Source organism: Spongiactinospora rosea, from assembly GCF_003315795.1.
Taxonomy (GTDB): Bacteria; Actinomycetota; Actinomycetes; order Streptosporangiales; family Streptosporangiaceae; genus Spongiactinospora; species Spongiactinospora rosea.
The window spans coordinates 1-22,845 of sequence record NZ_QMEY01000019.1 but is presented as its reverse complement, the minus strand read 5'-3'; the positions used below and the strand labels follow the sequence as shown (position 1 = coordinate 22,845).

The 22,845-nt window shown below is 71.6% G+C and carries 23 protein-coding genes; 14 read left to right on the top strand and 9 right to left on the bottom strand.

Annotated features, from left to right (window positions below; all coding sequences use genetic code 11):
• Window positions 1-108 precede the first annotated feature (108 nt).
• Entirely contained in the window at window positions 109-1,572 is a 1,464-nt protein-coding gene (locus tag DP939_RS32125) for a benzaldehyde dehydrogenase (protein ID WP_113984595.1), read from the top strand.
• Here the strand turns inward: DP939_RS32125 and DP939_RS32120 are convergent.
• A complete protein-coding gene (locus tag DP939_RS32120; RefSeq protein ID WP_113984594.1) occupies window positions 1,560-2,114 on the bottom strand; it encodes a hypothetical protein in 555 nt (184 codons plus the stop codon). The two genes, DP939_RS32125 and DP939_RS32120, sit on opposite strands and share 13 nt — an antisense overlap.
• Window positions 2,115-2,274: 160 nt before the next feature.
• Window positions 2,275-3,240 carry an alpha/beta fold hydrolase gene (locus DP939_RS32115; protein ID WP_199565557.1) on the bottom strand — a complete coding sequence of 322 codons (966 nt, stop codon included), beginning with the start codon at window positions 3,238-3,240 and terminating at the stop codon, window positions 2,275-2,277.
• Between the two features lie 208 nt (window positions 3,241-3,448).
• On the opposite strand from DP939_RS32115, the gene DP939_RS32110 reads away from it, so the two are divergent.
• Window positions 3,449-4,378 carry an NAD-dependent epimerase/dehydratase family protein gene (locus DP939_RS32110; protein WP_113984593.1) on the top strand — a complete coding sequence of 310 codons (930 nt, stop codon included), beginning with the start codon at window positions 3,449-3,451 and terminating at the stop codon, window positions 4,376-4,378.
• Between the two features lie 36 nt (window positions 4,379-4,414).
• On the opposite strand, the gene DP939_RS32105 is transcribed toward DP939_RS32110, so the two are convergent.
• The gene (locus tag DP939_RS32105; RefSeq protein ID WP_113984592.1) at window positions 4,415-4,876 is read right to left on the bottom strand and encodes a MarR family winged helix-turn-helix transcriptional regulator; all 462 of its coding nucleotides are present in this window, start codon (window positions 4,874-4,876) and stop codon (window positions 4,415-4,417) included.
• 61 nt (window positions 4,877-4,937) lie between these two features.
• Between DP939_RS32105 and DP939_RS32100 the strand changes: the two genes are divergently transcribed.
• The gene (locus tag DP939_RS32100; protein WP_113984591.1) at window positions 4,938-5,795 is read left to right on the top strand and encodes an NmrA/HSCARG family protein; all 858 of its coding nucleotides are present in this window, start codon (window positions 4,938-4,940) and stop codon (window positions 5,793-5,795) included.
• Between the two features lie 136 nt (window positions 5,796-5,931).
• On the opposite strand, the gene DP939_RS32095 is transcribed toward DP939_RS32100, so the two are convergent.
• Window positions 5,932-6,729 (bottom strand): DUF899 domain-containing protein, encoded by a 798-nt coding sequence (locus DP939_RS32095; protein ID WP_113984590.1) that lies wholly within the window; start codon window positions 6,727-6,729, stop codon window positions 5,932-5,934.
• A gap of 78 nt (window positions 6,730-6,807) precedes the next feature.
• Here DP939_RS32095 and DP939_RS32090 point away from each other — a divergent pair, with 78 nt between their 5' ends.
• Window positions 6,808-7,344: a winged helix-turn-helix transcriptional regulator gene (locus DP939_RS32090; RefSeq protein ID WP_199565556.1), complete on the top strand. Its 537-nt coding sequence runs from the start codon at window positions 6,808-6,810 to the stop codon at window positions 7,342-7,344.
• On the opposite strand, the gene DP939_RS32085 is transcribed toward DP939_RS32090, so the two are convergent.
• Entirely contained in the window at window positions 7,307-8,323 is a 1,017-nt protein-coding gene (locus tag DP939_RS32085; RefSeq protein ID WP_158578806.1) for a LysR family transcriptional regulator, read from the bottom strand. The genes DP939_RS32090 and DP939_RS32085 overlap by 38 nt on opposite strands.
• 336 nt (window positions 8,324-8,659) lie before the next feature.
• Between DP939_RS32085 and DP939_RS32080 the strand changes: the two genes are divergently transcribed.
• The gene (locus DP939_RS32080; protein WP_147268221.1) at window positions 8,660-9,121 is read left to right on the top strand and encodes a hypothetical protein; all 462 of its coding nucleotides are present in this window, start codon (window positions 8,660-8,662) and stop codon (window positions 9,119-9,121) included.
• Between the two features lie 28 nt (window positions 9,122-9,149).
• On the opposite strand, the gene DP939_RS32075 is transcribed toward DP939_RS32080, so the two are convergent.
• A complete protein-coding gene (locus DP939_RS32075) occupies window positions 9,150-9,419 on the bottom strand; it encodes a helix-turn-helix domain-containing protein (protein ID WP_113984586.1) in 270 nt (89 codons plus the stop codon).
• An 87-nt stretch (window positions 9,420-9,506) separates the two neighbouring features.
• Between DP939_RS32075 and map the strand changes: the two genes are divergently transcribed.
• Both map and DP939_RS32065 read left to right on the top strand, forming a co-directional pair.
• Window positions 9,507-10,325, top strand: coding sequence for a type I methionyl aminopeptidase (map, locus tag DP939_RS32070; RefSeq protein WP_113984585.1), 819 nt, complete (start codon window positions 9,507-9,509; stop codon window positions 10,323-10,325).
• 388 nt (window positions 10,326-10,713) lie between these two features.
• The gene (locus DP939_RS32065; RefSeq protein ID WP_199565555.1) at window positions 10,714-12,027 is read left to right on the top strand and encodes a hypothetical protein; all 1,314 of its coding nucleotides are present in this window, start codon (window positions 10,714-10,716) and stop codon (window positions 12,025-12,027) included.
• Window positions 12,028-12,048: 21 nt separating this feature from the next.
• On the opposite strand, the gene DP939_RS32060 is transcribed toward DP939_RS32065, so the two are convergent.
• Entirely contained in the window at window positions 12,049-12,759 is a 711-nt protein-coding gene (locus DP939_RS32060; RefSeq protein ID WP_113984584.1) for a DJ-1/PfpI family protein, read from the bottom strand.
• Between the two features lie 39 nt (window positions 12,760-12,798).
• Here DP939_RS32060 and DP939_RS47180 point away from each other — a divergent pair, with 39 nt between their 5' ends.
• Window positions 12,799-13,434: a hypothetical protein gene (locus DP939_RS47180; protein WP_199565554.1), complete on the top strand. Its 636-nt coding sequence runs from the start codon at window positions 12,799-12,801 to the stop codon at window positions 13,432-13,434.
• 62 nt (window positions 13,435-13,496) lie between these two features.
• On the opposite strand, the gene DP939_RS32050 is transcribed toward DP939_RS47180, so the two are convergent.
• A complete protein-coding gene (locus DP939_RS32050; protein ID WP_113984583.1) occupies window positions 13,497-13,898 on the bottom strand; it encodes a cupredoxin domain-containing protein in 402 nt (133 codons plus the stop codon).
• A gap of 206 nt (window positions 13,899-14,104) precedes the next feature.
• Here DP939_RS32050 and sigJ point away from each other — a divergent pair, with 206 nt between their 5' ends.
• Together sigJ and DP939_RS32040 are read left to right on the top strand one after the other, a co-directional pair.
• Window positions 14,105-15,073, top strand: a complete 969-nt coding sequence (gene sigJ / locus DP939_RS32045) for an RNA polymerase sigma factor SigJ (protein ID WP_225878633.1) — start codon at window positions 14,105-14,107, stop codon at window positions 15,071-15,073.
• Window positions 15,074-15,111: 38 nt separating this feature from the next.
• Window positions 15,112-15,669 (top strand): hypothetical protein, encoded by a 558-nt coding sequence (locus DP939_RS32040; RefSeq protein WP_113984582.1) that lies wholly within the window; start codon window positions 15,112-15,114, stop codon window positions 15,667-15,669.
• A gap of 9 nt (window positions 15,670-15,678) precedes the next feature.
• Here the strand turns inward: DP939_RS32040 and DP939_RS32035 are convergent, their stop codons facing one another.
• The gene (locus tag DP939_RS32035) at window positions 15,679-17,625 is read right to left on the bottom strand and encodes a trypsin-like serine peptidase (protein WP_225878632.1); all 1,947 of its coding nucleotides are present in this window, start codon (window positions 17,623-17,625) and stop codon (window positions 15,679-15,681) included.
• 179 nt (window positions 17,626-17,804) lie between these two features.
• On the opposite strand from DP939_RS32035, the gene DP939_RS46410 reads away from it, so the two are divergent.
• From DP939_RS46410 to DP939_RS32015, 4 genes are all read left to right on the top strand, one after another.
• Window positions 17,805-17,957, top strand: a complete 153-nt coding sequence (locus DP939_RS46410; protein ID WP_158578804.1) for a hypothetical protein — start codon at window positions 17,805-17,807, stop codon at window positions 17,955-17,957.
• Window positions 17,944-19,266 carry a YcaO-like family protein gene (locus DP939_RS32030; RefSeq protein WP_113984581.1) on the top strand — a complete coding sequence of 441 codons (1,323 nt, stop codon included), beginning with the start codon at window positions 17,944-17,946 and terminating at the stop codon, window positions 19,264-19,266. Before DP939_RS46410 ends, DP939_RS32030 begins: the two co-directional genes overlap by 14 nt.
• 88 nt (window positions 19,267-19,354) lie before the next feature.
• On the top strand, window positions 19,355-21,496 hold the full coding sequence (locus tag DP939_RS32025; RefSeq protein WP_113984580.1) for an NACHT domain-containing protein: 2,142 nt from the start codon (window positions 19,355-19,357) through the stop codon (window positions 21,494-21,496).
• A gap of 1,006 nt (window positions 21,497-22,502) precedes the next feature.
• Window positions 22,503-22,845 (top strand): transposase (locus tag DP939_RS32015; RefSeq protein ID WP_147268220.1); only part of this gene is annotated, 343 nt, incomplete at its 3' end.

Below are 22,845 nucleotides of genomic sequence, written 5' to 3'. Positions count from 1 at the left end.
GCCGGGCTACCGTGCCCGGGCCGAGTCCGGTGGAGGCGCCCCTGGCCTGGTCCAAGCGACCGGTTGAAAAAGGTTCAGTAAGTCACCAGTCAAGGGAGAGGGAACGCAGTGACACTGCTCGACGGCGTCGACTGGCAGGGGAACATCTTCAAGAAGGGCGAGTGGACGGCCGGGCGGGGCGGCGACTACCCCGTCATCGAGCCCGCCACCGGCGCCGAACTCGGCCGGATGGGACAGGCGGGGGCCGAGGACGTCGCCGAGGCCGCCACGAGCGCGGCCGAGGCCCAGCGCGAGTGGGCGGCGATGCCGCACACCGCCCGCGCCGCCGTCCTGCGCCGGGCCGGTGACCTGTGGCAGCGGCACGCCGAGGAGATCAGCGGCTGGAACATCCGCGAGGTCGGCGCGGTCCCCGGCATGGCCGCCTTCTCGCTGCACGTCGCGGCGGAGGAGTGCTACGAGGCCGCCGGGCTGCCCGGGCGGGCGATCGGCGAGATCCTGCCCACGGAGCAGCCGCGGCTGTCCATGGCCCGGCGGATGCCCGCCGGGGTGGTCGTGGTGATCTCGCCGTTCAACGTGCCCATCATCCTGGGCATCCGCTCGGTGGCCCCGGCCCTCGCGCTCGGCAACGCGGTCATCCTCAAGCCCGACCCGCGTACCGCGGTGACCGGCGGCACCCTGATGGCCCGCGTGTTCGAGGAGGCCGGCCTGCCCCCGGGCGTGCTGCAGATGCTGCCCGGCGGCCCCGAGGTCGGCGAGGCCCTGATCACCCATCCGAGCGTGCGGGTCATCTCCTTCACCGGCTCCACCGCGGTCGGCCGCCGGATCGGCGAACTCGCCGGGCGGCACCTCAAGCGCGCGCACCTCGAACTCGGCGGCAACTCCGCGCTGCTGATCCTCGACGACGCGGACGTGGAGCAGGCCGCCACCCTGGCCGCCTGGGGCTCGTTCTTCCACCAGGGGCAGATCTGCATGACCACGGGCCGCCACCTGGTCGCCGACGGGCTGTACGACGCGTTCGTCGAACGCCTGGCGGACAAGGCCGCCGCGCTCACCGTGGGCGACCCGGCGGCGGGCGAGGTCGCGCTCGGCCCCGTCATCGACGCGGGACAGCGCGACAAGATCCACCGCCTGGTCACCACCAGCGTCGAGCAGGGCGCCCGGCTCGCCGGCGGCGGGGCCTACGAAGAGCTGTTCTACCGGCCCACGGTGCTGGCCGACGTCCCGCTGACCGCGCCCGCGTTCGCCGAGGAGGTGTTCGGCCCGGTCGCGCCCATCACCCGCGTCACCTCGACGGAGGAGGCGATCCGGCTGGCGACCGCGAGCGAGTACGGCCTGGCGCTGGGCATCGTGACCCGCGACGTGATGCGCGGCCTCGCCGCCGCCGAGCGCATCCCGACCGGCATCGTCCACATCAACGACCAGACGGTGAACGACGAGGCCAACGCCCCCTTCGGCGGCGTCCTCGCCTCCGGCACCGGCTCCCGCTTCGGCGGCGCCCGGGCCAACATCGAGGCGTTCACCGAAACCCGCTGGATCACCATGCGCGGCGAACCCCCCGCCTACCCCTTCTGACCCCCCCACCGCGAACCGGCCCCGGCGATCTCCGGGGCCGGTTCGCGCCATACGGCGAAGATCGCGAACGTACCTGCGGTGACCAGGCAGGACGCTGTGTAAAGCACGATCGGCGCCGAACGCGCCGGGCCTGCCGCATGGCTCGCCATGATGGCGAGTACCGAGGTCACCGGGAACACCGAGCGCAGGCCCCAGTACGCCAGCAGGCGGTGCGGCAGCGGGTGAGTACGCACGAAGCGCTCCCAGCCGAGATCGCCGCGACCGACCCGGCCTTCGACCTCCTCGCGCAGGTAGGCCGCGATCCTGGCGATCAGATGCGCCTTGTAGAGCCACACGATCCCGAACACCAGGGACAGCAACGGGTAGACGAGGACGACGGCCGCGTTGCCGGCCTCGAACCCCACGGAGAGCACGACGCCGAGCGCCACCACCGCCCCGCCGATGATCTGGGTCTGTAACTCCGTGAGCTGGACGATCTCCGCACGCAGGCTGGTGTACTCGGCGACGGCGAGTTGCGTGCGATCCCATTCTGATGAGGTCACTCCGGGCATATACCCCTGGACGGGGGGAAGCCGGGGCGGCGTAGGGCGATCGGCCCCCGCCCTACGCCGCCGACGGGATGTTACTCCTCGGCCGAGTAGTTGACGAGGAAATACCCCGATTCTGGAACGACCGGAACGGTCTAATTTCTTGATCGGGTGCTCAGCCGAGCCCGGCGACGATCTCGGCGACCCGGTCCGGCATCGACAGGAACGGCGAGTGCGCGGAGTCCAGTCCGAGGGTCAGGGTCGGGTTTCCGGGGAATGCGGCGTCGGCGTCGTCGATGAACTTCCGCTGGAGCGGCGGGCGGATGGTCATGTCCTGCGCGCACCCCACGTACGTCCGGGGGACCGACCCCCAGCCGTCGCCGGTCAGCGTGGTGCTGCCGAGCGCGATCCCGGCGGGCGCGTCCGGGGTCAGCAGCCCGAGCGCGGCGTCGGCGTCGGCCGGGTCGAGGTCGCCGTAGAACGCCCGGCGGAGCTGGTCGCGGTACTCGGGCTCGGTCGAGATCGTGTCCAGCCGCAGCGCCCCCACCGCCATCGGGTCGGCCCGCACCGACGGGGCGATCAGCTCGCCCGCGTTCTCCGGCATCATGGCGCACTCCATGGCCGAGACGCCGGAGGCGGGCATGAACGCCGCCAGGTACACCGCGTGCGCGACCAGCTCCGGGGCCTGCTCGGCGGCGCGCGTCAGGACGGACCCGCCCATGCTGTGCGCCACGACCGTGACCGGCCCGCCCCGCCCCAGCCGCCTGATCTGGGAGACGAGCAGGTCACCGGCCTGGTCGAGATCGACGTCCGCCACCGGCGACTTCTCGGTGGCCAGGCCCTCCGCGGAGAACGGGCGGGCGGTGACCGACTCCGGCCGGCGGGCACGCAGTCCGTGCCCGGCCAGGTCCACGGCCAGGGCCTGCCGGCCGGAGTCGGCGACATGGGCGAGCACCTCGCTCCAGCACCAGGAACCGTGCCAGAAGCCGTGCACGAACAGCAGCGGGGTCATGGTGGTGGTCATCGGCGCTCCTTGGAAGATCTCGGGGCCGCCGCCGCGGTTCGGGGCGACCGGCGATACGGCCATGGAGATGACCTTCGGCGCGGCCGCTGTGACGATCCATGAGGTGATCTCGGTCACTGTGGGGCCACCTTCCGGTGTTGTCATGGAAAGCCGTTTTCGCCCGCCATGTCACAGTGAGGCCCCGTCAGCTTGTCGTATTGGGTGCAATCAAATCCGGTAAGTCAGATATGGAGGTCGTCATGGTACGGGCCATTGCGAACGCGGTCGTGGCCTCGAAGGCGCCCGATCCGCCCGGCGTCATCCGCACGGTGGGGAGGCGGGCGCGATGAGGGTTCTGCTGGCAGGGGCCACCGGCGCGGTCGGGGTTCCGCTGCTGTCCGCGCTGGCCGACGCGGGGCACAAGGTGATCGCCATCATCCGCGATCCGGCCAAACGGCAGGTCATCACCGACCACGGCGCGATTCCCGTGATCGCCGACGTACTGGATCGCCAAGCGCTGCTCCGCGCGGTCGACGGCCAGGGCGCCGACGTGGTCATGCACCAGGCCACGGCGCTGCGCGGCGCCCCGCGCAAGCTGCGGCCCGATGACCTCACCATCGCGCTGCGCGGCAAGGGGACGGAGAACCTGTTGCAGGCCGCGCGCGTGGTCGGCGCGCGCCGGTTCGTCACCCAGTCACTGATCACCGGGTACGGCTACTGCGACCACGGCGACCGGCTGCTGACCGAGGAGGACGAGTTCGGCAAGCACGTCGGTACGGTGGGCGACCTGGTCACCGACTCCAGCGTGGCGACCGAGCGGCAGGTGTTCACGGCGGACGGCATCGAGGGCATCGCGCTGCGGTACGGGATGTTCTACGGCAAGAACGCGTTCAGCGACATGTTCGCCGACATGATGCGCAAGCACGCCCCGGTGCTGCCCCGGGGCAGGACGGGGATCACGGGCTTCATCCACGTGGACGACGCCGCGTCCGCCGCGGTCGCCGCCATGGAACGCGGCCGGGCGGGCGAGGCGTACAACATCGTGGACGACGAGCCGATGAGCTGGCGCGACTTCCTGACCACGGTCGCCCGCGCACACGGCACCCCGCGTCCCGTGGTGACCCCGCAGTGGATGATCCGCCTGGCCGTGCCCTACCTCGGCTGCCTGCTGATCGACACGAAGATGCGCGTCTCGCACGCCAAGGCCACCCGCGAGCTCGGCTGGACCCCGGTCTACCGCAACCTCCACGAGGGCCTGGCCGCCCGCGTCAGGTAGTCCCCACCCGGGCCGGCGCACCCCGCCGGCCCGTGATCACTTCCTGTCCAGCGCGTCGCGCACGGTGGCGAGGCCGGCTGCCAGCTCGGCCCGCCGCTCGGTGGTCAGCCCGCCGAAGGCGCGGTCCTCCAGCTCGGCCCAGGCCTGGCGGATGCGCGGGCACAGGTCGCGGCCGGTGCCGGTGAGCCGGACGAGCATGGCCCGCCGGTGGGTCTCGGACGGCGAGCGGGTGATCAGCCCGGCCCGTTCCATCGCGCCGAGGGTCACCGAGACCGTCGAGCGGTCCCGGCCGAGGAAGCGGACCAGCTCCGACTGCTGGACCGGGCCGTGGTCCTCCAGATAGAGCAGCACCAGCTCCTGTGGCGGCGTGACCCCGATCCGGGCCAGGAGTTCGTGGGCGAGCGCGGCGTGCCGGCGTACGACCTGCAGCAGGAGCGAGCCGAGCGGCGCGCCGGTCACCTCGACTCCGGGATGCGGGGCCCCGCCCCTTGTTGGCATGCCAACATGCTAGCGGATACGGTGTTGTTGGCATACCAACAACATGGGAAGGAACGGGGTAATGCCGAACGGGCGAATCGCACTGGTCACGGGCGCGACCGGCGGACAGGGCGGAGCGGTGACCCGCGCACTGCTGGCGCGCGGCTGGAGCGTCCGCGCGCTGGTGCGCGACCCGCACACGGACCAGGCCGCCGCGCTGTCCGCCGCGGGTGCCGAACTGGCCACGGGCACCTTCGAGGACGACGAGGCGCTGCGCAAGGCGATGACCGGCGTCGATGGCGTGTTCAGCGTGCAACCGGCCGACTTCGCCGATCCGTACGGCGGGACCGAGGTACGCCAGGGCGTGGCCGTGGCCGACGCGGCGTTGGAAACGGGCGTGCCCCACCTGGTCTACAGCTCGGTCGGCGGCGCCGAACGCCGATCCGGGATCGCCCACTTCGAGACCAAGGCGCAGGTCGAGCGGCACATCGCCGCGATCGGCGTGCCCGCCACCGTGCTGCGGCCGGTCTTCTTCATGGAGAACTGGCCGTACATGGTCCCCGAGCCCGACGGGAGCGGCGAGCGCGTCGTGCCGCTGGCCCTGAGCGCGGACACGAAGCTGCAGATGATCGGCCAGGCCGACGTCGGCCGGATCGCCGCCGAGGTGTTCTGCGCCCCCGGGGAGTTCCTGGGGCGGCGGATCGAGATCGCGGGCGACGAACTCACCGTCACCGAGATCGCCGAGGTGCTGACGCGGGTCGGAGGCGTACCGACGCGCTTCGTCCGGCAGTCCCTCGAAGAACTGCGGGCCGAGGCGGAGGAGGCCGCCACCATGTTCGAGTGGTTCGAGAACAAGGGCTACCAGGCCGACCTCCCGGCCCTGCGCGAACGGTTCCCCGGCCTGGTGGTTTTCGAGACCTGGCTGCGCGAGGTCCGGTAGCCGCGAGCCCACCGCCCGGTGCCGTCAGAGGCGGGCCGCCTCCCGTGGCGCCATGGTGTCCTTGACCACCGGCGGCTTCAGGAAGCCGGTGGCCCAGGCGACTCGGCCTGACTCCGCGTCGGGGCGTCAACATGATCTAGGACCCGCCGTACTCGTCGGGCAGGCGGAGGGCGGGGCCGCCGACCTCCAGGCCGAGTGGGGTCGCGCGCCCCTTCGGCTCCTCCCAGGCCTCCTGGCGGCCGAGGGCGGTGAGGTCGAGGTAGGGGTAGCCGATGTGGAACTCCTCGATCCCGCGGCCGAAGGTGGAGTAGGTGTGGTAGACGACGCCATCGACCTGGAGGAACGCGCTGATGCCCGGCCAGTCGCCGCGCATGTCCGCTGACCACGGCATGCCCGCCTCGGCCAGCTCGGCCTCGTCGCGGTAGTAGATCCGTACCGGGGCGACCCGGTCGTCGACGGTCGCGTGGAAGTCGTAGTTGAAGTCACTGCCGTAGGAGGAGTACCAGGGGAAGGTCCAGCCCATCCGCTCGCGGAACGCGGCGATCTTGTCATACGGCGCCCTGCTCACCGCGGCCAGCGTGGTGTTGCGGACGTGCAGTTGCCGCAGCTCGCCGATGCGGTCGGCGGCGGTGGAGCAACTGGGGCAGCCGGTGTCGCGAGGGTGCTCGTTCCCTTCGGCGTCGAGGTCGTTGATCCACATGAAGTGGTGCACGACCAGCTGGGGCCGCCCCTCGAACAGGTCGAGCAGGCTCACGCTCCCGTGCGGGCCCTCGAACGTGTACGGCTTGTCGATGCGGACCATCGGCAACCGGCGGCGCTCGGCGTTCACCCGGTCCCGGGCCCGGGTGAGTTCCTTCTCCTGGACCAGCAGCCTCTTGCGGGCGGCGAGCCACTCCTCACGTGACACCACCTCGGGCGGGTTCTGTAGCGACATGCGTACCTCTCAACTGCTCTCGTTTTGCAACTGGGCTCACGCTAGGAGAGTATGTTGCGAAACGCAACTGGTTCGGAGATGAGTGCGGTGCGGAAGGACATGCGATCGACGTGCCCGATCAACCTGTCGCTGGAGATCTTCGGGGACCGCTGGACCTTGCTGGTCCTCCGCGACACGATCTTTACCGGCGCACGGCACTTTCGAGAACTGCTCAATGGCCCCGAGCGGATCTCGTCGAACATCCTCGCCGACCGGCTCGCCATGCTCGTCGAGCACGGGCTGCTGACCAAGGCCGAGGACCCCTCGCACCGGCAGAAGGTCACCTACGGCCTGACCGAGCGGGCGATCCAGCTCCTGCCCGTCTTCGTCCAGCTCAGCGACTGGGGGATGCGGCACCTTCCGGTGGGCGAGGAGTACGCCGCCCGCGGAGCGGTGCTCGCCGCCGGCGGCCCGCAGGCCCTGGAGGCGTTCATGGACGAACTCCGCGAAACCCACCTCGGCCCTGGGGCCCGCCTACGACCGGCACCCGACGGGCCCACCATCACCGCCCAGATGGAGTCCGCCTACGCGGCCGCGGTCAATCGCGCGGCCGGCACTCGGCCGGCGTCCCGGTAGTGGTCTCATGGTCCTGGCGCGGGGTGTGTGCGAGGTGGCCTGGTGTGCCCGCCTCTGGGGTGGGCAGACCTGGGTCGCCCGGGACGAACGCCCCCGCGTCCCGGAGCTCGCGGACGATCTCGACGAACGCCAGGACGGCGGGCGCGGTGGTGTCCCGCCGCCAGGCGATGCGCTGGTCGGCGAGCGGGGACGGGTCGGTGAAGGGCCGGTAGACCACACCGGCGAACGGCCGGGCCGCGGCGGAGGCGGCGACCGTGATCCCGATGGCCGCGCCGGTGAGCACCAGCGGCAGCAGCCGGTCCAGGCTGGAGATCTCCCGGTGGATCGTCACCGCGGCGCCGCGCGCCCGCAGGCGGCCGACGATGTGATCGTGCAGCCAGGGGTTGAGCGCCCGCTCGTTCACGATGATCGGCTGATGGGACAGCCATGCCGGGTCGATCGCCGCTTCTGCGGCGAGGGGGTGGCCGGTGGCCACGGCGACGACGAACGGTTCGCGGACCACCAGCAGGGACTCTAGACCCGGCCGGGCCTCCGCGTTCCAGCCGAAGCCGATGTCCAGGCGGTGGTCACCCAGGGCGTTGAGCTGGTCGAAGGTGGTCATCGGGGCCGGTGCCAGCCGTACTTCGGGCAGGCGGGCGCGTAACGCGGGTACGGCGAGCTGGAACAGGCGCGGGCCGAGGTCTTCGGCGTGACCGATGCGGAGTTCGCCCGCGGGGGCGACGGCGGCGCGGCGGCCCGCGTCGAGCGCGTTCCGGGCCGCGGCCACCGCCCGGCGGGCCTCCGGCAGGAACGCCTCGCCCACGGCGGTCAGGGCCACCCGGCGGCTGGTACGGGTGAACAGCGGGGCGCCGATCTGGTGCTCCAGCCTGCGGATCTGTTCACTGACCGACTGCTGGGTGACGTGCATCCGGGCCGCGGCCCTGCCGAAGTGCAGCTCTTCCGCGACCGCGATGACGTACTCAAGCTGGCGAAGCTCCACGCCCTCATGATCCCAGCGGATCGACGGGCTTGGACGGGATCGACAGGCCCGGCCTGTCGGACGTACGCCGATTCCTCGTTGATCGCGACAGGGGAGCCGCGATGTGATGAAGGATAAGCGCGGACCGTAAATCTCGTCTGCGTATGAACGGGGCGGGCCGCCCTAACTAATAAAGTTTATAGGGTGCGGCCGATTTCGGGTCGTCTATGCCATTCTCCCGGCCGTGGCCGCCATTCAGATCACCGAGTTCATGCGCAAAATCATAAGAAATATCGCCTATTTCCATTGGCTGTATATGGTCGGGCGTACAGGAAATCGCTTCCGATCGGAGGACTCATGAATCGGCTCCGAACATCTGCCACGCTGGCCGCGGCCATCACCGCCGGGCTGCTGACCATCACGTCGAGTGGAGTCGGTGCGGCGAGCGCCACCCCGCTGTCGCCCGGGACGAACGGACCTGGAAGCGGAACCCGGGTGTCGGAGGTCTATCCGGGCTGCGAGGTGTTCTTCGACACTCCGCACGTGGTGGACGGCAAGGTGCGCTTCAATGGCGGCGCGAAATGCTCCGAATCCGCTCCGGCCACAGTCGATTGGCTGGTCATCTGGCTGGAGCCCGACAACGATGCCCCTTACGACGAGTGGTTCGGCGAAAGAACCGGTCCCGCGAAGTCCCATTCCGCGAGCAGTACGGTGCCATGCGTCAGCGGGCACTACCAGGGCACGCTCTTCGCCTCGGTGAACGGCAACAAGGGCGTCGACCAGATATGGGTGGACCGAGAGGCCACCATCACCTGCTGACGGCCACCGGTCCCCCGTCACCCGTCGCCTAGGAGACGGCTTCCAGCGGAAGGTGGCTGCCGCGCCAGGTGGCCGCCAGCTCCTCCACCGGCACGTTGAGCGCCTCGCCGAGGGAGACGATGGTGCCGAAACCGGGGGACGGCAGGCGTCCGGTCTCTATCTTGCGCAGGGTCTCGGGCGAGATGCCGGCCGCGTGGGCGACCTCGGCCAGGTCGCGTCCTCCGCGCGCATGGCGCAGCAGGGCGCCGAGACGCCTGCCGGCTTCGATCTGCTCAGGGGTGAGCGGTTGACGGACCATGCCCCCAGGATAGGGCTGGTATTACTATACCGGCAAGTGTTAGGGTGCCGGTATAGTAATACCAACTCCCTGCTGAGCGAGGTACCCGTGATCGAGTTCAAGACGCCTGCGGAGATAGAACGCATGCATGTGGCCGGGCGTTTCGTCGCCGAGGTGCTTTCCGAGGTCGGCCGGCTCGCCGACGTGGGCGTCAACCTCCTTGACCTTGAGCACCATGTGCGCGGCATGATCAAACGGCGCGGGGCGGAGTCGTGCTACTGGGACTATGCGCCGTCCTTCGGACGTGGTCCGTTCCGCAATGTGATCTGCCTGTCGGTCAACGACGCCGTGCTGCACGGGCTGCCTCATGACTACACGCTGCGCGACGGTGACGTGCTCAGCGCGGACATCGCGGTCGGCATCGACGGCTGGGTGGCCGACTCGGCGCGCACGATCATCGTGGGGACTCCCGCCGAGGAGGACCTGCGGATCATCCGCGCCACCGAAGAGGCGCTGGAGGCGGCCATCGCGGTGGCCCGTCCGGGCAACCGCGTGGGGGACATCTCGGCGGCCATCTGGGCGGTGGCGCGCGACTACGGCTACCCGGTCAACACCGAGTTCGGCGGCCACGGCATCGGCCGCACCATGCACGAGGGGCCGCACGTCTCCAACAAGGGCCGCGCGGGCCGCGGCCTCACCCTCCGGCCGGGCCTGGCCCTCGCCCTCGAACCCTGGCTCGCCCGTACGACCGACCAGATCATCTACGACGCCGACGGCTGGACCATCCGGTCCGCGGACGGCTCGCGCACGGCCCACAGCGAGCACACGGTGGCCATCACCGAGGACGCTCCCTTGGTCCTCACCCGGCGCGAATCAGAGACCCCGGCGACACGCCCCACCGCCCACCTGTCCACGAACGACGCCTGACCCACCCGGCCGCTCCACCTCTCGCTGGGCCCCGGCGATGTGGGCCGGTACCGCCGCCAGGTTGCCCGAAGCAGCCCGAGTCGCCCGGCCCGCCTGGTACCCGGCCGAGACACGAGTACGCCCACCCCAAGGCCCCGGTGATGGGGGCCGGTACCGCCGCCCAGGTGTCCGCGGCCTCCTGAGTCATCCCGCTCGCTCGGCCGATACACGCGGTTCGTCGTCCGGCTGTCCGGGACGGATGCCTGCGCCATGGCTGTCACCCCTGGGACACCGGTGTCTCCGGTGCCGCCGGCCCCGGAGCACGAGTACGCCCACCCCCACCACCCCGGGCCTGTCACACGCGAGAGAGCGGGGGCGTCTGCTGGGTGATGGACGACGGGGGAGGGGTGTGGCGGTGATCCTGGCTCATGGGATCGGCGGGCGGGCGGATCTGCCGATACCGCTGTGGCTGGCGCTCTATACCGGGGCGGGGGCGGTGCTGATCGCGTTCTTCGCCGTGTCGGTGCTGCGGCCCCGGCCGCGATCGGGGCCGGCGGAGGCGTCGCTGCCGGCGGTCGTGCGGAGGGCGGCGGACGCGCGTTGGGTACGCCGGGCGTTGCGGGCAGGCGGGCTCGCCGGGTTCGGTCTGGTGCTGGCCACGGCGTGGCTGGGGGCGGACGATCCGGCGGCGAACCCCGCGCCCGCGTGGTTCTATGTGTGGTTCTGGGTGGGTCTGATCCCGGCCTCGCTGCTGTTCGGGCCGATCTGGCGGCTGGTCAATCCGCTGCGCCCGCTGTCCGCCCTCGCGCGCCGGTGCCTGCCGCCCGCCGTACGCCGGGACGGGCCGCCGGAGCGGATCGGGCACCTGTTCAGCCTGGCCGGCATGGTCGCCTTCCTCTGGCTGGAACTGGCCTCCCCGCACCCCGGCTCCCCGCGCGCCGTGGCCCTGTTCGTGACCGGCTACGCGGTCGCGCACACGGTGGGCGGGGCGGTTTACGGCCCGCGGTGGTTCGACCGCGCGGACACCTTCGAGGTGTACTCCGGCCTGCTCGCCACCCTCGCCCCGCTCGGCAGGGACCCCGCCGGGCGGCTGGTGCTGCGCACCCCCGCGGCCGGGCTGCGGGCCGGTCGCGCCGACGCCGGGCACACCGCGCTCGCGCTCGTGGTGCTCGGCGGGACCATGTTCGACGGACTCAGCAGGCTGTCACTCTGGATCGACCTCACCCGCGCGCTCGGCCGCCCGGCCACCACGCTGCTCGCCACCGCCGCGCTCGGGCTGGTCATCGCGCTCAACTTCCTGGCCTACCGGGACGCCCTCCGGATGACCCGCCCCTACCTGCGGCCGTCGGCGGCGGGCCCGGACCACCAGTTCACCCATTCGCTGGTGCCGCTCATGGTCGGGTACGGCGTGGCGCACTACTTCTCCTTCGCCGTCTTCGAGGGCCAGCGCGGCTGGCTGCTGGCCACCGACCCGTTCGGCCGCGGCTGGGACCTGTTCGGCATCGCCGGAGCCGGGGTCGACTACACGGTGCTGACGCCGTCGCTGATCGTCGTCGTCCAGATCGCCGCGATCGTCCTCGGCCACATCGCCGGGGTGGTGTCCGCCCACGACCGGGCGCTCGTCGTGGTCCGCCCCGGCGACATGCGCACCGGGCAGTACCCGATGCTCACGCTCATGGTCGTCTACACCGGCATCGGGATCACCCTGATGTCGGCGGGCTGAGCGGCGGTACGCCCCCGCCCCTCAAGAGCCGGACTTCAGCCGTGTCACCAGCCGCTCGGCGAGCGGGTGTTCGCCGAGACCGTCGCGCACCCACCTCTCCCCGGCCATGACGCCCAGCGCGCGCGGGGCCTTGTCCCAGTCCAGCCCGCCGAGCGGCGGCTCCGGGTCGTACTCGATGAAGTACTGCACGGACCGGGCCACCTCCTCGCCCGCGAGCTCCTGGGTCAGGTGCAGCGCCATGTCGATCCCGGCCGCCACCCCGGCCGCGGTCAGGACCGGGCCGTCCGAGACCCACCGCTCGCGGACCGGGGTCGCGCCGAACTCCGGCAGCGCGTCGAGCATCGCCCAGTGCGTGGTGGCCCGCCGTCCCGAGAGCAGCCCCGCCGCCCCGAGGATGAGCGCGCCGGTGCACACGGAGGCCGTGGGGCGGGCCTCGGGCGCGGCCCCGCGCAGGTACGCGAGCAGCGTCTCGTCGGTCAGCGCGCGCAGCGTGGGCCCTCCGCCGCCGGGCACCACGACCACGTCGGGCGCGGGGACGTCGGCGAAGGTGTGGCTCGCGCGCACCTGCAACGGCGTGTCGGTCTCGAAGGGCTCCAGCCGCTCGGCCACCACGACCGCCCGGTACTCCGGGCGGAACGCGGGGAGCGTCGAGAGCACCTGGAGCGGGCCGACGATGTCGAGGATGGTGCAGCCGGGGTAGAGCACGAACGCGATCGTCTTCTCGGTTGGCATGTCCTCATCCTGAGCCCTCGTACCTGCCGCCGACGGATCTTGACCGGAATCCTGCGTTTTATGGCCGTATCGAGGAGGTCCGGCCGCGCGGGTCATGTCACAAGCCGCCCCGGCCCGGTCGTCCTATCGGGCGAAGAGATCGATGGTCGCGCGAACGCGGCGATGGCGGCGGTGCGCCGCGCGGCGGAAGGGAGACCCGGAATGCTGAAGGGCCATAACGGCCCCGCGAAGTTCTTCATCGGGCTGGCCACGGTGGTCGGTGCCATGATGATGCTGGTCTTCGGTGTGTGGATGCGCATCGACCCGGCGAGTTTCGCGGAGTTCGCCCAGTTCCCCAATCATATCCATTTTCTGCATGACGCCGGGGTGTTCCAGATCGGCATCGGCCTGATGATGCTGTGCGCGCTGGTGTGGGGGGACGTGCTCTCGATCGTCCTGATCGGGTTCTTCGTCACCAACAGCCTGCACGCGGTGAACCACGCCGCCGATCTCGAACTCGGCGGCAGCCCGCAGACCTGGTGGCAGCTCGGTCTGGTGTCCCTGCTCACCTTGGCCGGGCTGGTGGTGCACCGCAGGCAGGTCGGCGCGGCGCAGGCACGCGCCAAGGCCGAGGCTCGCGCCGAGGCCCGTACCACCGCCCCCTCCGCGGCGCAGCGGAGCCGCGTCCGGATGTGAACCTGGGCGGGAGACCCGCGCGGCCCGGCCTCCGGCTTTCCGGAGGCCGGGCCGCGCGGTCTTCACCGCACCCGCAACCGGGTCAGCAGCAGCCCGTTCTCGTGGACCTCGACCTCGAAGACGCCGGGGAGACCGGCCGCGAGGGTCAGTGTCGAGGGGCGTCCGGCGACCAGTTCGGCCGTGCGGTCGTAGCCGTGTACGTGCAGCTCGTCGGCGACGTCCGAGGTCACCACGATCTGGACGGTCTCGCCGGTGCGCGCCTCGATCACGTCGGGCCCGGTCACCTTGTCACCGCCCACCACGACGAACAGATGCCGCTGCGCCGCGTGTTCCGAAGCGCCTGCGCTCGCGGGGGCCGCGCCTTGCCCGCACGCCGCCGTCAGCAGCAGCCCGGCCGCCAGCACCGCCGCACCGGCCGCGCGCAACCGGCCCCCACGCCGGGCATCCGACCTCGTCAACGTCATCTCACCTGCTCCCTCCTGCGACCCCGGCGAAGTACCGGGCCACGCCACGATCAGACGGCCGGACGCCGCCCGCTGTGACACGCGGGCCACCGCCCCGGATTCGATCGGAAGATTCCGGCCCCGGATGTCACAGTGCGGGCCGGAGTTCTGTCTCATGAGCGAACGCCCGCGTGCGCGGAAGGCAGGGGGACGGAAGTGAACGCAGCATGACCTCGTACGACGCGATGACCGAACGGCCGGTGGAAGGAGCCGGGGAAGAGCGCGGCGGACGAGAGGAGGGGAGCGGATACGTGGTGAACGTCGACATCCCGGACCAGCCGGCGGCCGTGGCCGTCTTCGCGGCCAACCGCAACCTGCTGTTCGCCGCGGCCTATGACATCCTCGGCAGCGTGGCCGACGCCGAGGACGTCGTGCAGGACACCTGGTTGCGCTGGGAGAAGGTGGACCACGCCAAGATCGAGCATCCTCGGGCGTACCTGATGCGGATCGCGGTGCACCGCGCGGTGGAGCACCTGCGCAAGGTGCGCAGGCTCCGGGAGGACTACATCGGACCGTGGCTGCCGGAGCCGCTGTGGACCGAGGAGGACGCGGCCGAGCGGCTGGAACGCCGCGGCGGCCTCGCGCTCGGCCTGCTCGTCGTACTGGAGACGCTGTCACCGCTGGAGCGGGCGGCGTTCGTGCTCCGGGAGGCGTTCGCGTACGAGTACGACGAGATCGCCGGGATCCTGGACAGGACGCCCGCCGCGATCCGCCAGCTGGTGCACCGGGCGCGGGGGCACGTCCACGCGCGGCGGCCCCGCTTCAACGCGGACCAGCAGGACGCCCAGGTGGCGGCGGAGCGGTTCGTGGACGCGGCCGTCGGGGGCAGCATGTCCGGCCTGCTGGACGTCCTCGCGCCCGAGGTGACCCTGTGGAACGACGGCGGCGGCCGGGCCCGCGCCGCGCTGCGGCCCGTACTGGGCGCGTCCAAGGTGGCCCGGCTGCTCGCCGCGGTCGGCCCACGGTTCGCCGGGTACGAGGTCCGCTGGGCGCGCCCCGGCGGGAGCCCGACCGCGCTGGTGATCGACGGCGGCCGGCCCCTCGTGGTGGTCACCATCGACACCGACCCCTCCGGACGGGTGCGCGACATCTACGGCATGGCCAACCCGGACAAGCTCGCCCATCTCGCCAACTAAGGCGCGGTCACCCGATGATTCGGAAGAAGGATGAGAAGATGCCGAAGGTTTTGGAGAGCTTCATACCGCGGCCGCTGGCCGGTGAGTGTCACGAGCTGCACATACGGCAGCGGCCCGAGGCGGTCTGGCAGGCGCTGAACGCCCTGTCTCCGGCGGATCTTCCGCTGGTGGGGGTGCTCATGGGCATCCGGTCGTTACCGGCGAAGGGCGGCGCGGCCTTCACCAACAGGTCGCCGAGCATGATCAACACCATGATCCGCCGGGGCTGGTTCCAACTGGCCGACGAGCCGCAGCGGTACGTCGTGCTCGGCTCGATCAGCCAGTTCTGGCGGCTGCGGTCGGAGGACCACCGGCGTTCGTGCCCGCCGGAGCGGTTCCGCGACTACGCGGTGCCGGGCTTCGCCAAGTCGGCGTCGGTGTTCGAGGTGATCCCGGCGGGGGAGGGCACGTTGCTGCGCACCGAGACCTGGGTCTCGGCCGACGACGCGGACGCCCGGCGCAAGATGCTCGCGTACTGGCGGCTGATCCGGCCCTTCAGCGGCGCGATCCGCCGCCTCATGCTGCACGCCATCGCCAAGAAGGCGGCGACCTCGTAGCCCTGCTTTTCAGGTGGGGGCCGGGGCGGCGAGCGAGGTCCCGATCGCCTCGGCGACTTCGGGGTGGGCCAGGTACTCCTCGATGTCGTGGGCCCGGCTCGCCGGGTTGGCGACCGGGATTTCGGCCGCCACCCCCGCCCAGTGGTCGCGCAGCGGGCAGGCGATGGCGACCGGATCGAGCGGGCACCAGGTGTTGACCCAGCGGGCCACCCGATCCGGACGCCCGGGGCCGCCCGCGAGCAGCCGCCGGTAGACGGCGTCCATGCCGAGCGGGCTGCCCGCGGTGACCAGGAGTTCGACGCCGGCGTCCGGGCCGAGCCGGGTGAGCAGGTCCATCGCGACCACCGTGCCGAGGCTGTGGCTGACCAGTACCAGCCGGCCGTCCTGCGGCATCGCCTGGAGCACGCACTCCAGGACGGCCTCGCGGATCCGCCGGTCGTCGAGGTAGGCGGCCACGTCCCCGAAGATCCCGGCGATCACCAGCCGGTCCAGTCCGGTGGTGTTCGCCAGCCAGCTGAGTCCCGCGCGCACGGTGTCGGCGAGCCCTTCCGCCCCGGCGGGCCCCCCAGGCGGCATCCCGGCCCTGGCCGACGCCTCGACGATCAGCTCCCCGTACAGGCTCCGCGCGGCGGTGGAACCCGGCGCACCGGCCGCGACGGCGTCGCCGGTGGCCTCCCAGGCCGGGGGCGGGCGGGACTCCTTGGCGCGCATGGCCTCGGCGAGCCGCGGCGCGTAGTACGGGAACCAGACGTCTTCGGGGGCGACGGTAGCCAGGCCCGCCCGGGTGAGGCCGCCGTTCAGCCCGGCGGCCCAGTACCGGCGAAGCCGTGCGGGGTCCTGCGTCAACTGGCCCCGGCCATGCAGGAACACCAGCCGCCGCCCCGCACCGAACGACCCCCGTCCCACGGCCGGGCCGATCCCGCCGGGCCTCTCGGTGGGGGTGACGGTGGTGCGCTGGAGGCCGGACTCCGGGCCCATTTCGGCGAGGAGGGCCCGGGCGGCGTCGTCCAGGGGCAGCGTGGCGAGGTGCTTGAGGATGGCGCTGATCCGGACGCCCTCGTTGGAGATCCAGTGGACGGCGTCGTCGCCGTCGCCCTCCTGCCAGACGCGCCCGTCGCGGCGCAGGATCCGGCCCTTGTCGTCGGTCTCCGGCACGCCGCTGTGGTGCAGCGCGGTCACCTCCCACTGGTCGTTGAACACCGGGGAACCGGAACTGCCCGGCTCGGTGTCGGTCTGGTACTGGAGGAAGGCGTCCAGCCGTACCTCAAGGCGGTTCTCCCGGATGGAGATCTCCTTCAGCCGTCCGTTGGGGTGCCCGATGATGTTGACCGGCTCCCCGATGACCAGCTTGCCGGTCTGGACGCTGAGCCTGTTCCAGCCGAAGGTCTCGCCCGCCGGGCGGCCGTCGGCGTCCGGGGCCACCAGGACCAGCGCGAAGTCGAGGTCGGGGTGGGCGAGGAAGAAGCCGCCGGGGTCGAGGGCGAACCGTGTCGAGACGCCGGGCACGTTGTCGATGGTGACCTGCGCGTCGAACTCCGCGACGGCCTGCGTCGCCGCCCCGGCGCCGGGGAACACGTGGTGGTTGGTCAGCAGCAGCCGCGGTGACACCAGGAAGCCGGTGCCGATCGGAAGTTCGCGGCCGTTCTCGCGGACCGAGATCCGGGCCACGGTCCGCGCGGCCCGCACGCCACGCGGGAGGAAGCTCCACGCCTGCAGGTCCTTGGCGACCCCGACAATGCGTTCGTGCATCCGGGGCCGGTCCAGGCTGTCGCCCCTGGTGGCCTCCAGCGCCGCCTCGACCGGCACGCCGTTGCGCTGGATGAGGCGGGTGGCGCGGGCGGCGAGCATGCCGGGGGAGTCGGGGAAGGTCTCGCCCCGCTCCTGCCGTAGGCGCGCCTCGTGGCGTTGGGGGTCACTGCGGCGGTACCGCTCGGCGGCCGCCCTGCTGTGCCCCACCCTGTTTTCCCGGACTTCTGGTGAAATATCCATGACGGTCCGCCGCTTCGAGTATCCGTCGGCTTCCCGCATACCCGCCCGCCTTTCCCCGCACGCTCACCGCCCGGCAAATTCTTGCTAAATCCTGTTAACCCTTGGCGGGGGATAGAATGGTAGGTGAAATACATGGGGAGGGTCTCATGGGAAAAGTAGTGGATTACATTCCGGCCGAGTCACTGGATCGGCGGACTCAGCACCTGACCCAGGCCGAGATCGACGTTCTCGCCGACCTGCTTCCTGAGTCCGGGCTGGTGGGCTCGCCGCCCGTGGCGAGCGGCGATGCCGTTCGATGACGGCGATTTCACCGGTGTCCACGAGCGGGCCGTGCCGACGGCCGAGGCCGCCCGGAGGGTCGCGGCGGCCTCGGCCGCGCTCGGGCTGCGCGCCGAGCTGGTGGACGTGGGGGAGGGCCGCGATCCCACCGCGTGGTGGTGCGGGCTGCTCGGGCCTGCCGGGCCGGTCGCGTCCGGGATGGGGAAGGGGCACCCGGAGCAGGCCCGGGTGGGCGCGGGCTTCGAGGCCGTCGAGCACTACCTCACCGGACCGGCCGGGTTCGACCCCGCCACGCTGACGCGGGTCGCGCCGGCCCGCCTCGCGGAAGGGCCGCTGCGTGCGGAGTCATGCGCGCCGCTGCTGGCCCGGATGCCCGGCAGCGGCATGGCCTGTCTGCGCTACCGCGCCTTCGGCGGGGGAGCGGCGCTGCCCGTGCCGCTGTTCCTGTCCGCCCCCTGGTACACCGAGACCGGCGCGGCCGGGCCGCGCCGCCTGGCGGGCGACGACTGCGACTACACCCACCTCATGCGCTACACCTGCAACAGCGGCTCGGCCGCCGGGGTGAACACCGCCGAGGCGCTGCTGCACGCCCTCAACGAGGCGATCGAGCGCGACGCGCTTTCCCTGCTGCTGGTACGGGCCTTCCTCGGCCGGACGGCCCCCGTGCTCAGGCTCATCGACCCGGAGACGCTCCCGCACGGCCTCGCGCGGGCGTACGCGACGGCGGAAGAACTGACCGGGTCACCGGTGCACCTGCTGGACATCACCAGCGACATCGGCGTGCCCACCATGCTCGCCTACACGGCCCCGACCGGCCGCCGTCCACACCGGCGCGGCAGCGGGACCTCGCTCACTCCCGCCCACGCGGCCTGGCGAGCGCTCACCGAACTCGTCCAGACCACCCTGGCTGAGGCATGGTCGCGCCCGGCGAGCCCGCCACGCGCCGACCTGGCCGGGCTGGCGGCCTATCCGGCACTGCACGCCTGCGGCCGCTTCGACCTCACCGGCCCGCTGCGCGCGGCGCGCCCGGTGCCCCTCCCGCAGGCGACCGCGCCACCCGGGCCGCTCCGGGACCAGATCCGCACGGTGGTCGCGATGCTGGGCCGCCCGGCGTACCGGCGTACGGTCCGCACGCTGCCCTGCGGCATCACCGCCGTCCACGTGATCGTGCCGGGGCTGGAGCGGTTCATGCTGGTCACCGACGGCAACCTGGTCGTGCCCGGCCCCCGGGGGCGGGCCGCCGCGTTCGCCGCGGAAAACCGATTCCCCGGCCACCGCCCGGGCACGGCGGGTTTTCCGCCCGATGCCATTGAATTGACCACTTGCTGAACCGGCGGACCGCTTTTTCCGCATTCTCGACCGTGCGCAGAGAATAAGCAATCCCCGGGCCCGGCGGAAACGTGGGCATAATGGTTTCATGGCTGGCCGATACTGGCGGCACAATCGCAGGGCCAGGGCGTCCGTGGCGATCGGCGCCCTGCTCCTGGCGCTGTCGGCCGCCTTTCTGCTCCTGGCACCGCAGTTGGGCGGGGGCGCGGCCGTGACGATCGGCACGGCCTCGCTCATCACGGCCGCGCTCAGTACGGTGTCGCTGGGCAACGGCCTCGTGCAGTTCCTGGCCTGGTGGCACAGGCGCGCCACGCCGCCGCCCGCGCCCACCTCCGCAGACATCGGCACCGCCAAGGACATCCTGGCCGGCCTGGTGGCCCAGCAGTGGCGTGATGAGACGGTGTTGCGCTCGCTGTGCGACCCCGAGCCCATGCCGCTGCCCTGGCGTTCCACCGAGCACCGCGAACTGGCCGATCACCCCGAGATCATCGCCAGGGGCACCGTGGCCTTCCCCGGCCTGGGCGTCCACATCGAGGACATGGCCCGCAACTTCCGTGCCCTGCGCAGCCGCAGGCTGGTCATTCTGGGCGGGCCGGGCACCGGCAAGACCACGCTGGCCGTTCAACTCGTCCTCGAACTGCTGCGCACCCGGCAGCCCGAGGAGCACGTCCCGGTGCTGTTGTCGGCCGCTCGCTGGGATGACCGGCTGCACCCGCGGATCCAGGACTGGCTGGCCGAGAGCGTGGCGATGGACTACCCCGCGCTGCGCGCCGAGGGCCTCGGGCCCGCCATCCCCGAGACGCTGGTGGCCCGTGGCGAGGTACTGCCCGTCATCGACGGGCTGGACGAGCTGCCCGACCATGCCCGCGCCGCCATGCTGGCCGCCCTCAACCGCTCGATGTGCGAGAACGACCAGCTCATCCTGACCTGCCGGACGGAGCAGTTCGCCGAGTCCGTCCACGATATCGGCGACGTCCTCACCGCGGCGGCGGTCATCGAACCACAGCCCATGACCGCCGCCGCGGCCTCCGAGTACCTGCGGGCGTGTCTGCCCCCCGTGCCGCACCCGGCCTGGCCGCGCGTCCTCGGCGAGCTGCGCGCGGGAGCCGTACCGGCGCTGTCCGAGGTCACGTCCACGTCCCTGGGGCTCTGGCTGGTCCGCGCGACCTACATCGCGCCCCGGGCGGACCCCGCCCCGTTGCTCGCGCTCGGCCGTGGCACCGCGGCCGACCTGCACGACCACCTGTGCGACCAGCTCATCCCCGCCCTGGTGAGCGCGCGCCCGCCCGCCGAAGGCCCGGCGCAGCCGTTCCGGCCGCAGCACATGTGGCGGGCCGACGAAGTGGGCCGCTGGCTTGCGTACCTGTCCCGCCAGCTCACCATCGGCAAGGAGGATTCACGCGACGTCGCCTGGTGGCACCTGGCCCGGCACACGCCGAGCCGTGGCGTACGGATCGGAGCCGGTGTGGCCAGCGGCGCGGTGGTCGGGGTGGCGTTCGCGGTGCTGGCGGGGTCGCCGCTCGTCGGGGCGCTGATCGGCGTGCCGGTCGCTGGCGTGGTCATGTTCGTCACCGGGTCCTGGTTCAGCGAGTCGCCGGGGCACGCCGACTTCCAGGTACGCGGCAGGCTGTCGGAGCTGTTGCGGGTGCTGCGCGACGGGCTGCTGGTCGGCGCCCTGGGCGCGCTGGTCGGCTGGCTGATGGCGAGTCCCGTGTTCGGTTTGCGGGTCGGCCTGGAGGCGGCCTGGCAGATCGGGCTGCTGTCCGGCATCGGGTTCGTCGTGGTGCTCAGCCTGATCCGCTGGGTCGAGCACCCCACCACCGAGGCCACCGCGAGGAGCCCGCGCTCGACCTGGCAGGCCGACAGGAACCTCACGGTGATCCGGATCGTCAGCGGGCTCGTGGTCGGCCTGATGGGCGGGGCCATCGCGTTGAAGGCCCAGCTCAGCCCGAGCGTGGCGATCGTGGGCGGGCTGCTGCTCGGCCTGCTGTTCGGCCTCTTGCTGGGCAGCCACCACGCCTGGCTGGCCTACAAGCTGACGATCCCGCGCCTGGCCTCCAGGGGGCGGCTGCCACTGCGCGCGATGGGCTTCCTGGAGGACGCCCACCGCCTGGGCCTGCTGCGCACCGAGGGCCCCTACTACCAGTTCCGCCACATCGAACTCCAGCAACACCTCGCCCGCATCCCGCCCCAGAGCAAAGAACCCAAGCACCCCTCCCCCCTCCCATGACCCACCCCTCGTACCCCTTCGGGCATTGGCAGCGCTTCGCGCCTAAAGGCTCGGCCCTCGCTCCGTTCGGACGCTTTTCCGATGTCGGGCTCCGCCCGACGCCGGGGCTCGACATGTGCCCTGCGCTCCAGCCCCGGCCCCCTTACGGCAGGCCCCTACCACCGCCCCACGTGCCCGGCCGCGCCCTTGAAACCGGTGTTTCGCGTGTGCGCTGCCTGCTCGCCGTTCCCGGCACCGACCAGTGCCCTTCGGGTATTGACGGCGCTTCGCGCCCTGAGGGCTTGGCCCTCGCTCCGCTCGGACGCCTTTCTTGTGTCGGGCTCCGCCCGACGTGGGGTGCCCCTCGTCTGCCGTGCGTTTTGGCCGTGGTCGCCTTTACGGCAGGCCCTATCGCCGCCCCACTGCGCTCGGCCGCGCCCTTAGACGTGGCGTTTCGCCGGTGTCCTGCCTGCTTGCCGCTCCTGGCGTGGGTTACTGCGGTATTGCGAACCAGCGTGGCGTCATGCCCCTCGTGCCGTCGTTCTGGGGAGCGGTAAGGGTCTAAGCCATCCCGGTAAGAGTGCGCAGCTCTCGTGCCGCGTCAAGGCTGTGCGCCTGCTTGGGGATGGTCTGCAGGATGGTTACGGCGCTCCGCCGTACCAGCAGGGTCCGCCGTTCCTCGGGCAACACCGATACCGCCTCGACTGCCTGGCCGAGGCCGTCAGTGACATCCCCATCGTTGATCCTGCACAGGGAGTGCCACATCATGATCTGAGCTTGGGCGACGGGTCGGGATGCGGGGCACAGCCCCGATGCGTGGGCCAGTGCCGGTTCGGCCTTCTCAGTGTCGCCGAGCTGGGCATATAGGGCGCCGATGGACTGGTGCTGAGTCGTCTCCGACCAGGCCCACAGCGTATTCGGCTCCCGCTGGGCATCTGACAGCCTGGCGTAGATGGGAACTCCCCCCAAGTGGTGGACACGCTGATACTGGATCTTGCTTGATCCAGAGGAAGCGAGAAGACCGCCGATGGCGTTGAAGGACTACAGCGACGAGTTCAGGGCCGATGCCGTGGCCTTGTACGAGTCCACACCCGGGGCGACCTACAAGGGCATCGCCGCCAACCTGGCAGTGAGTAGGGGCAGCCTGCGCGAGTGGGTGGTACGAGCGCGTGCTCAGCGCGGTGAGGCACCGGGTAGACCGCCGACCGGCTCGACCACCGCCCGGAGTCAACAGCCCGCCGGCGCGGCCGATGAGGCCGCCGAGCGGATCGCCCAGTTGGAAGCCCGAGTGCGCGAGCTCGAGGCCAGCGAGAAGAAGCTCACCACCGAACGCGACATCCTGCGCAAGGCGGCCAAGTATTTCGCCGGGG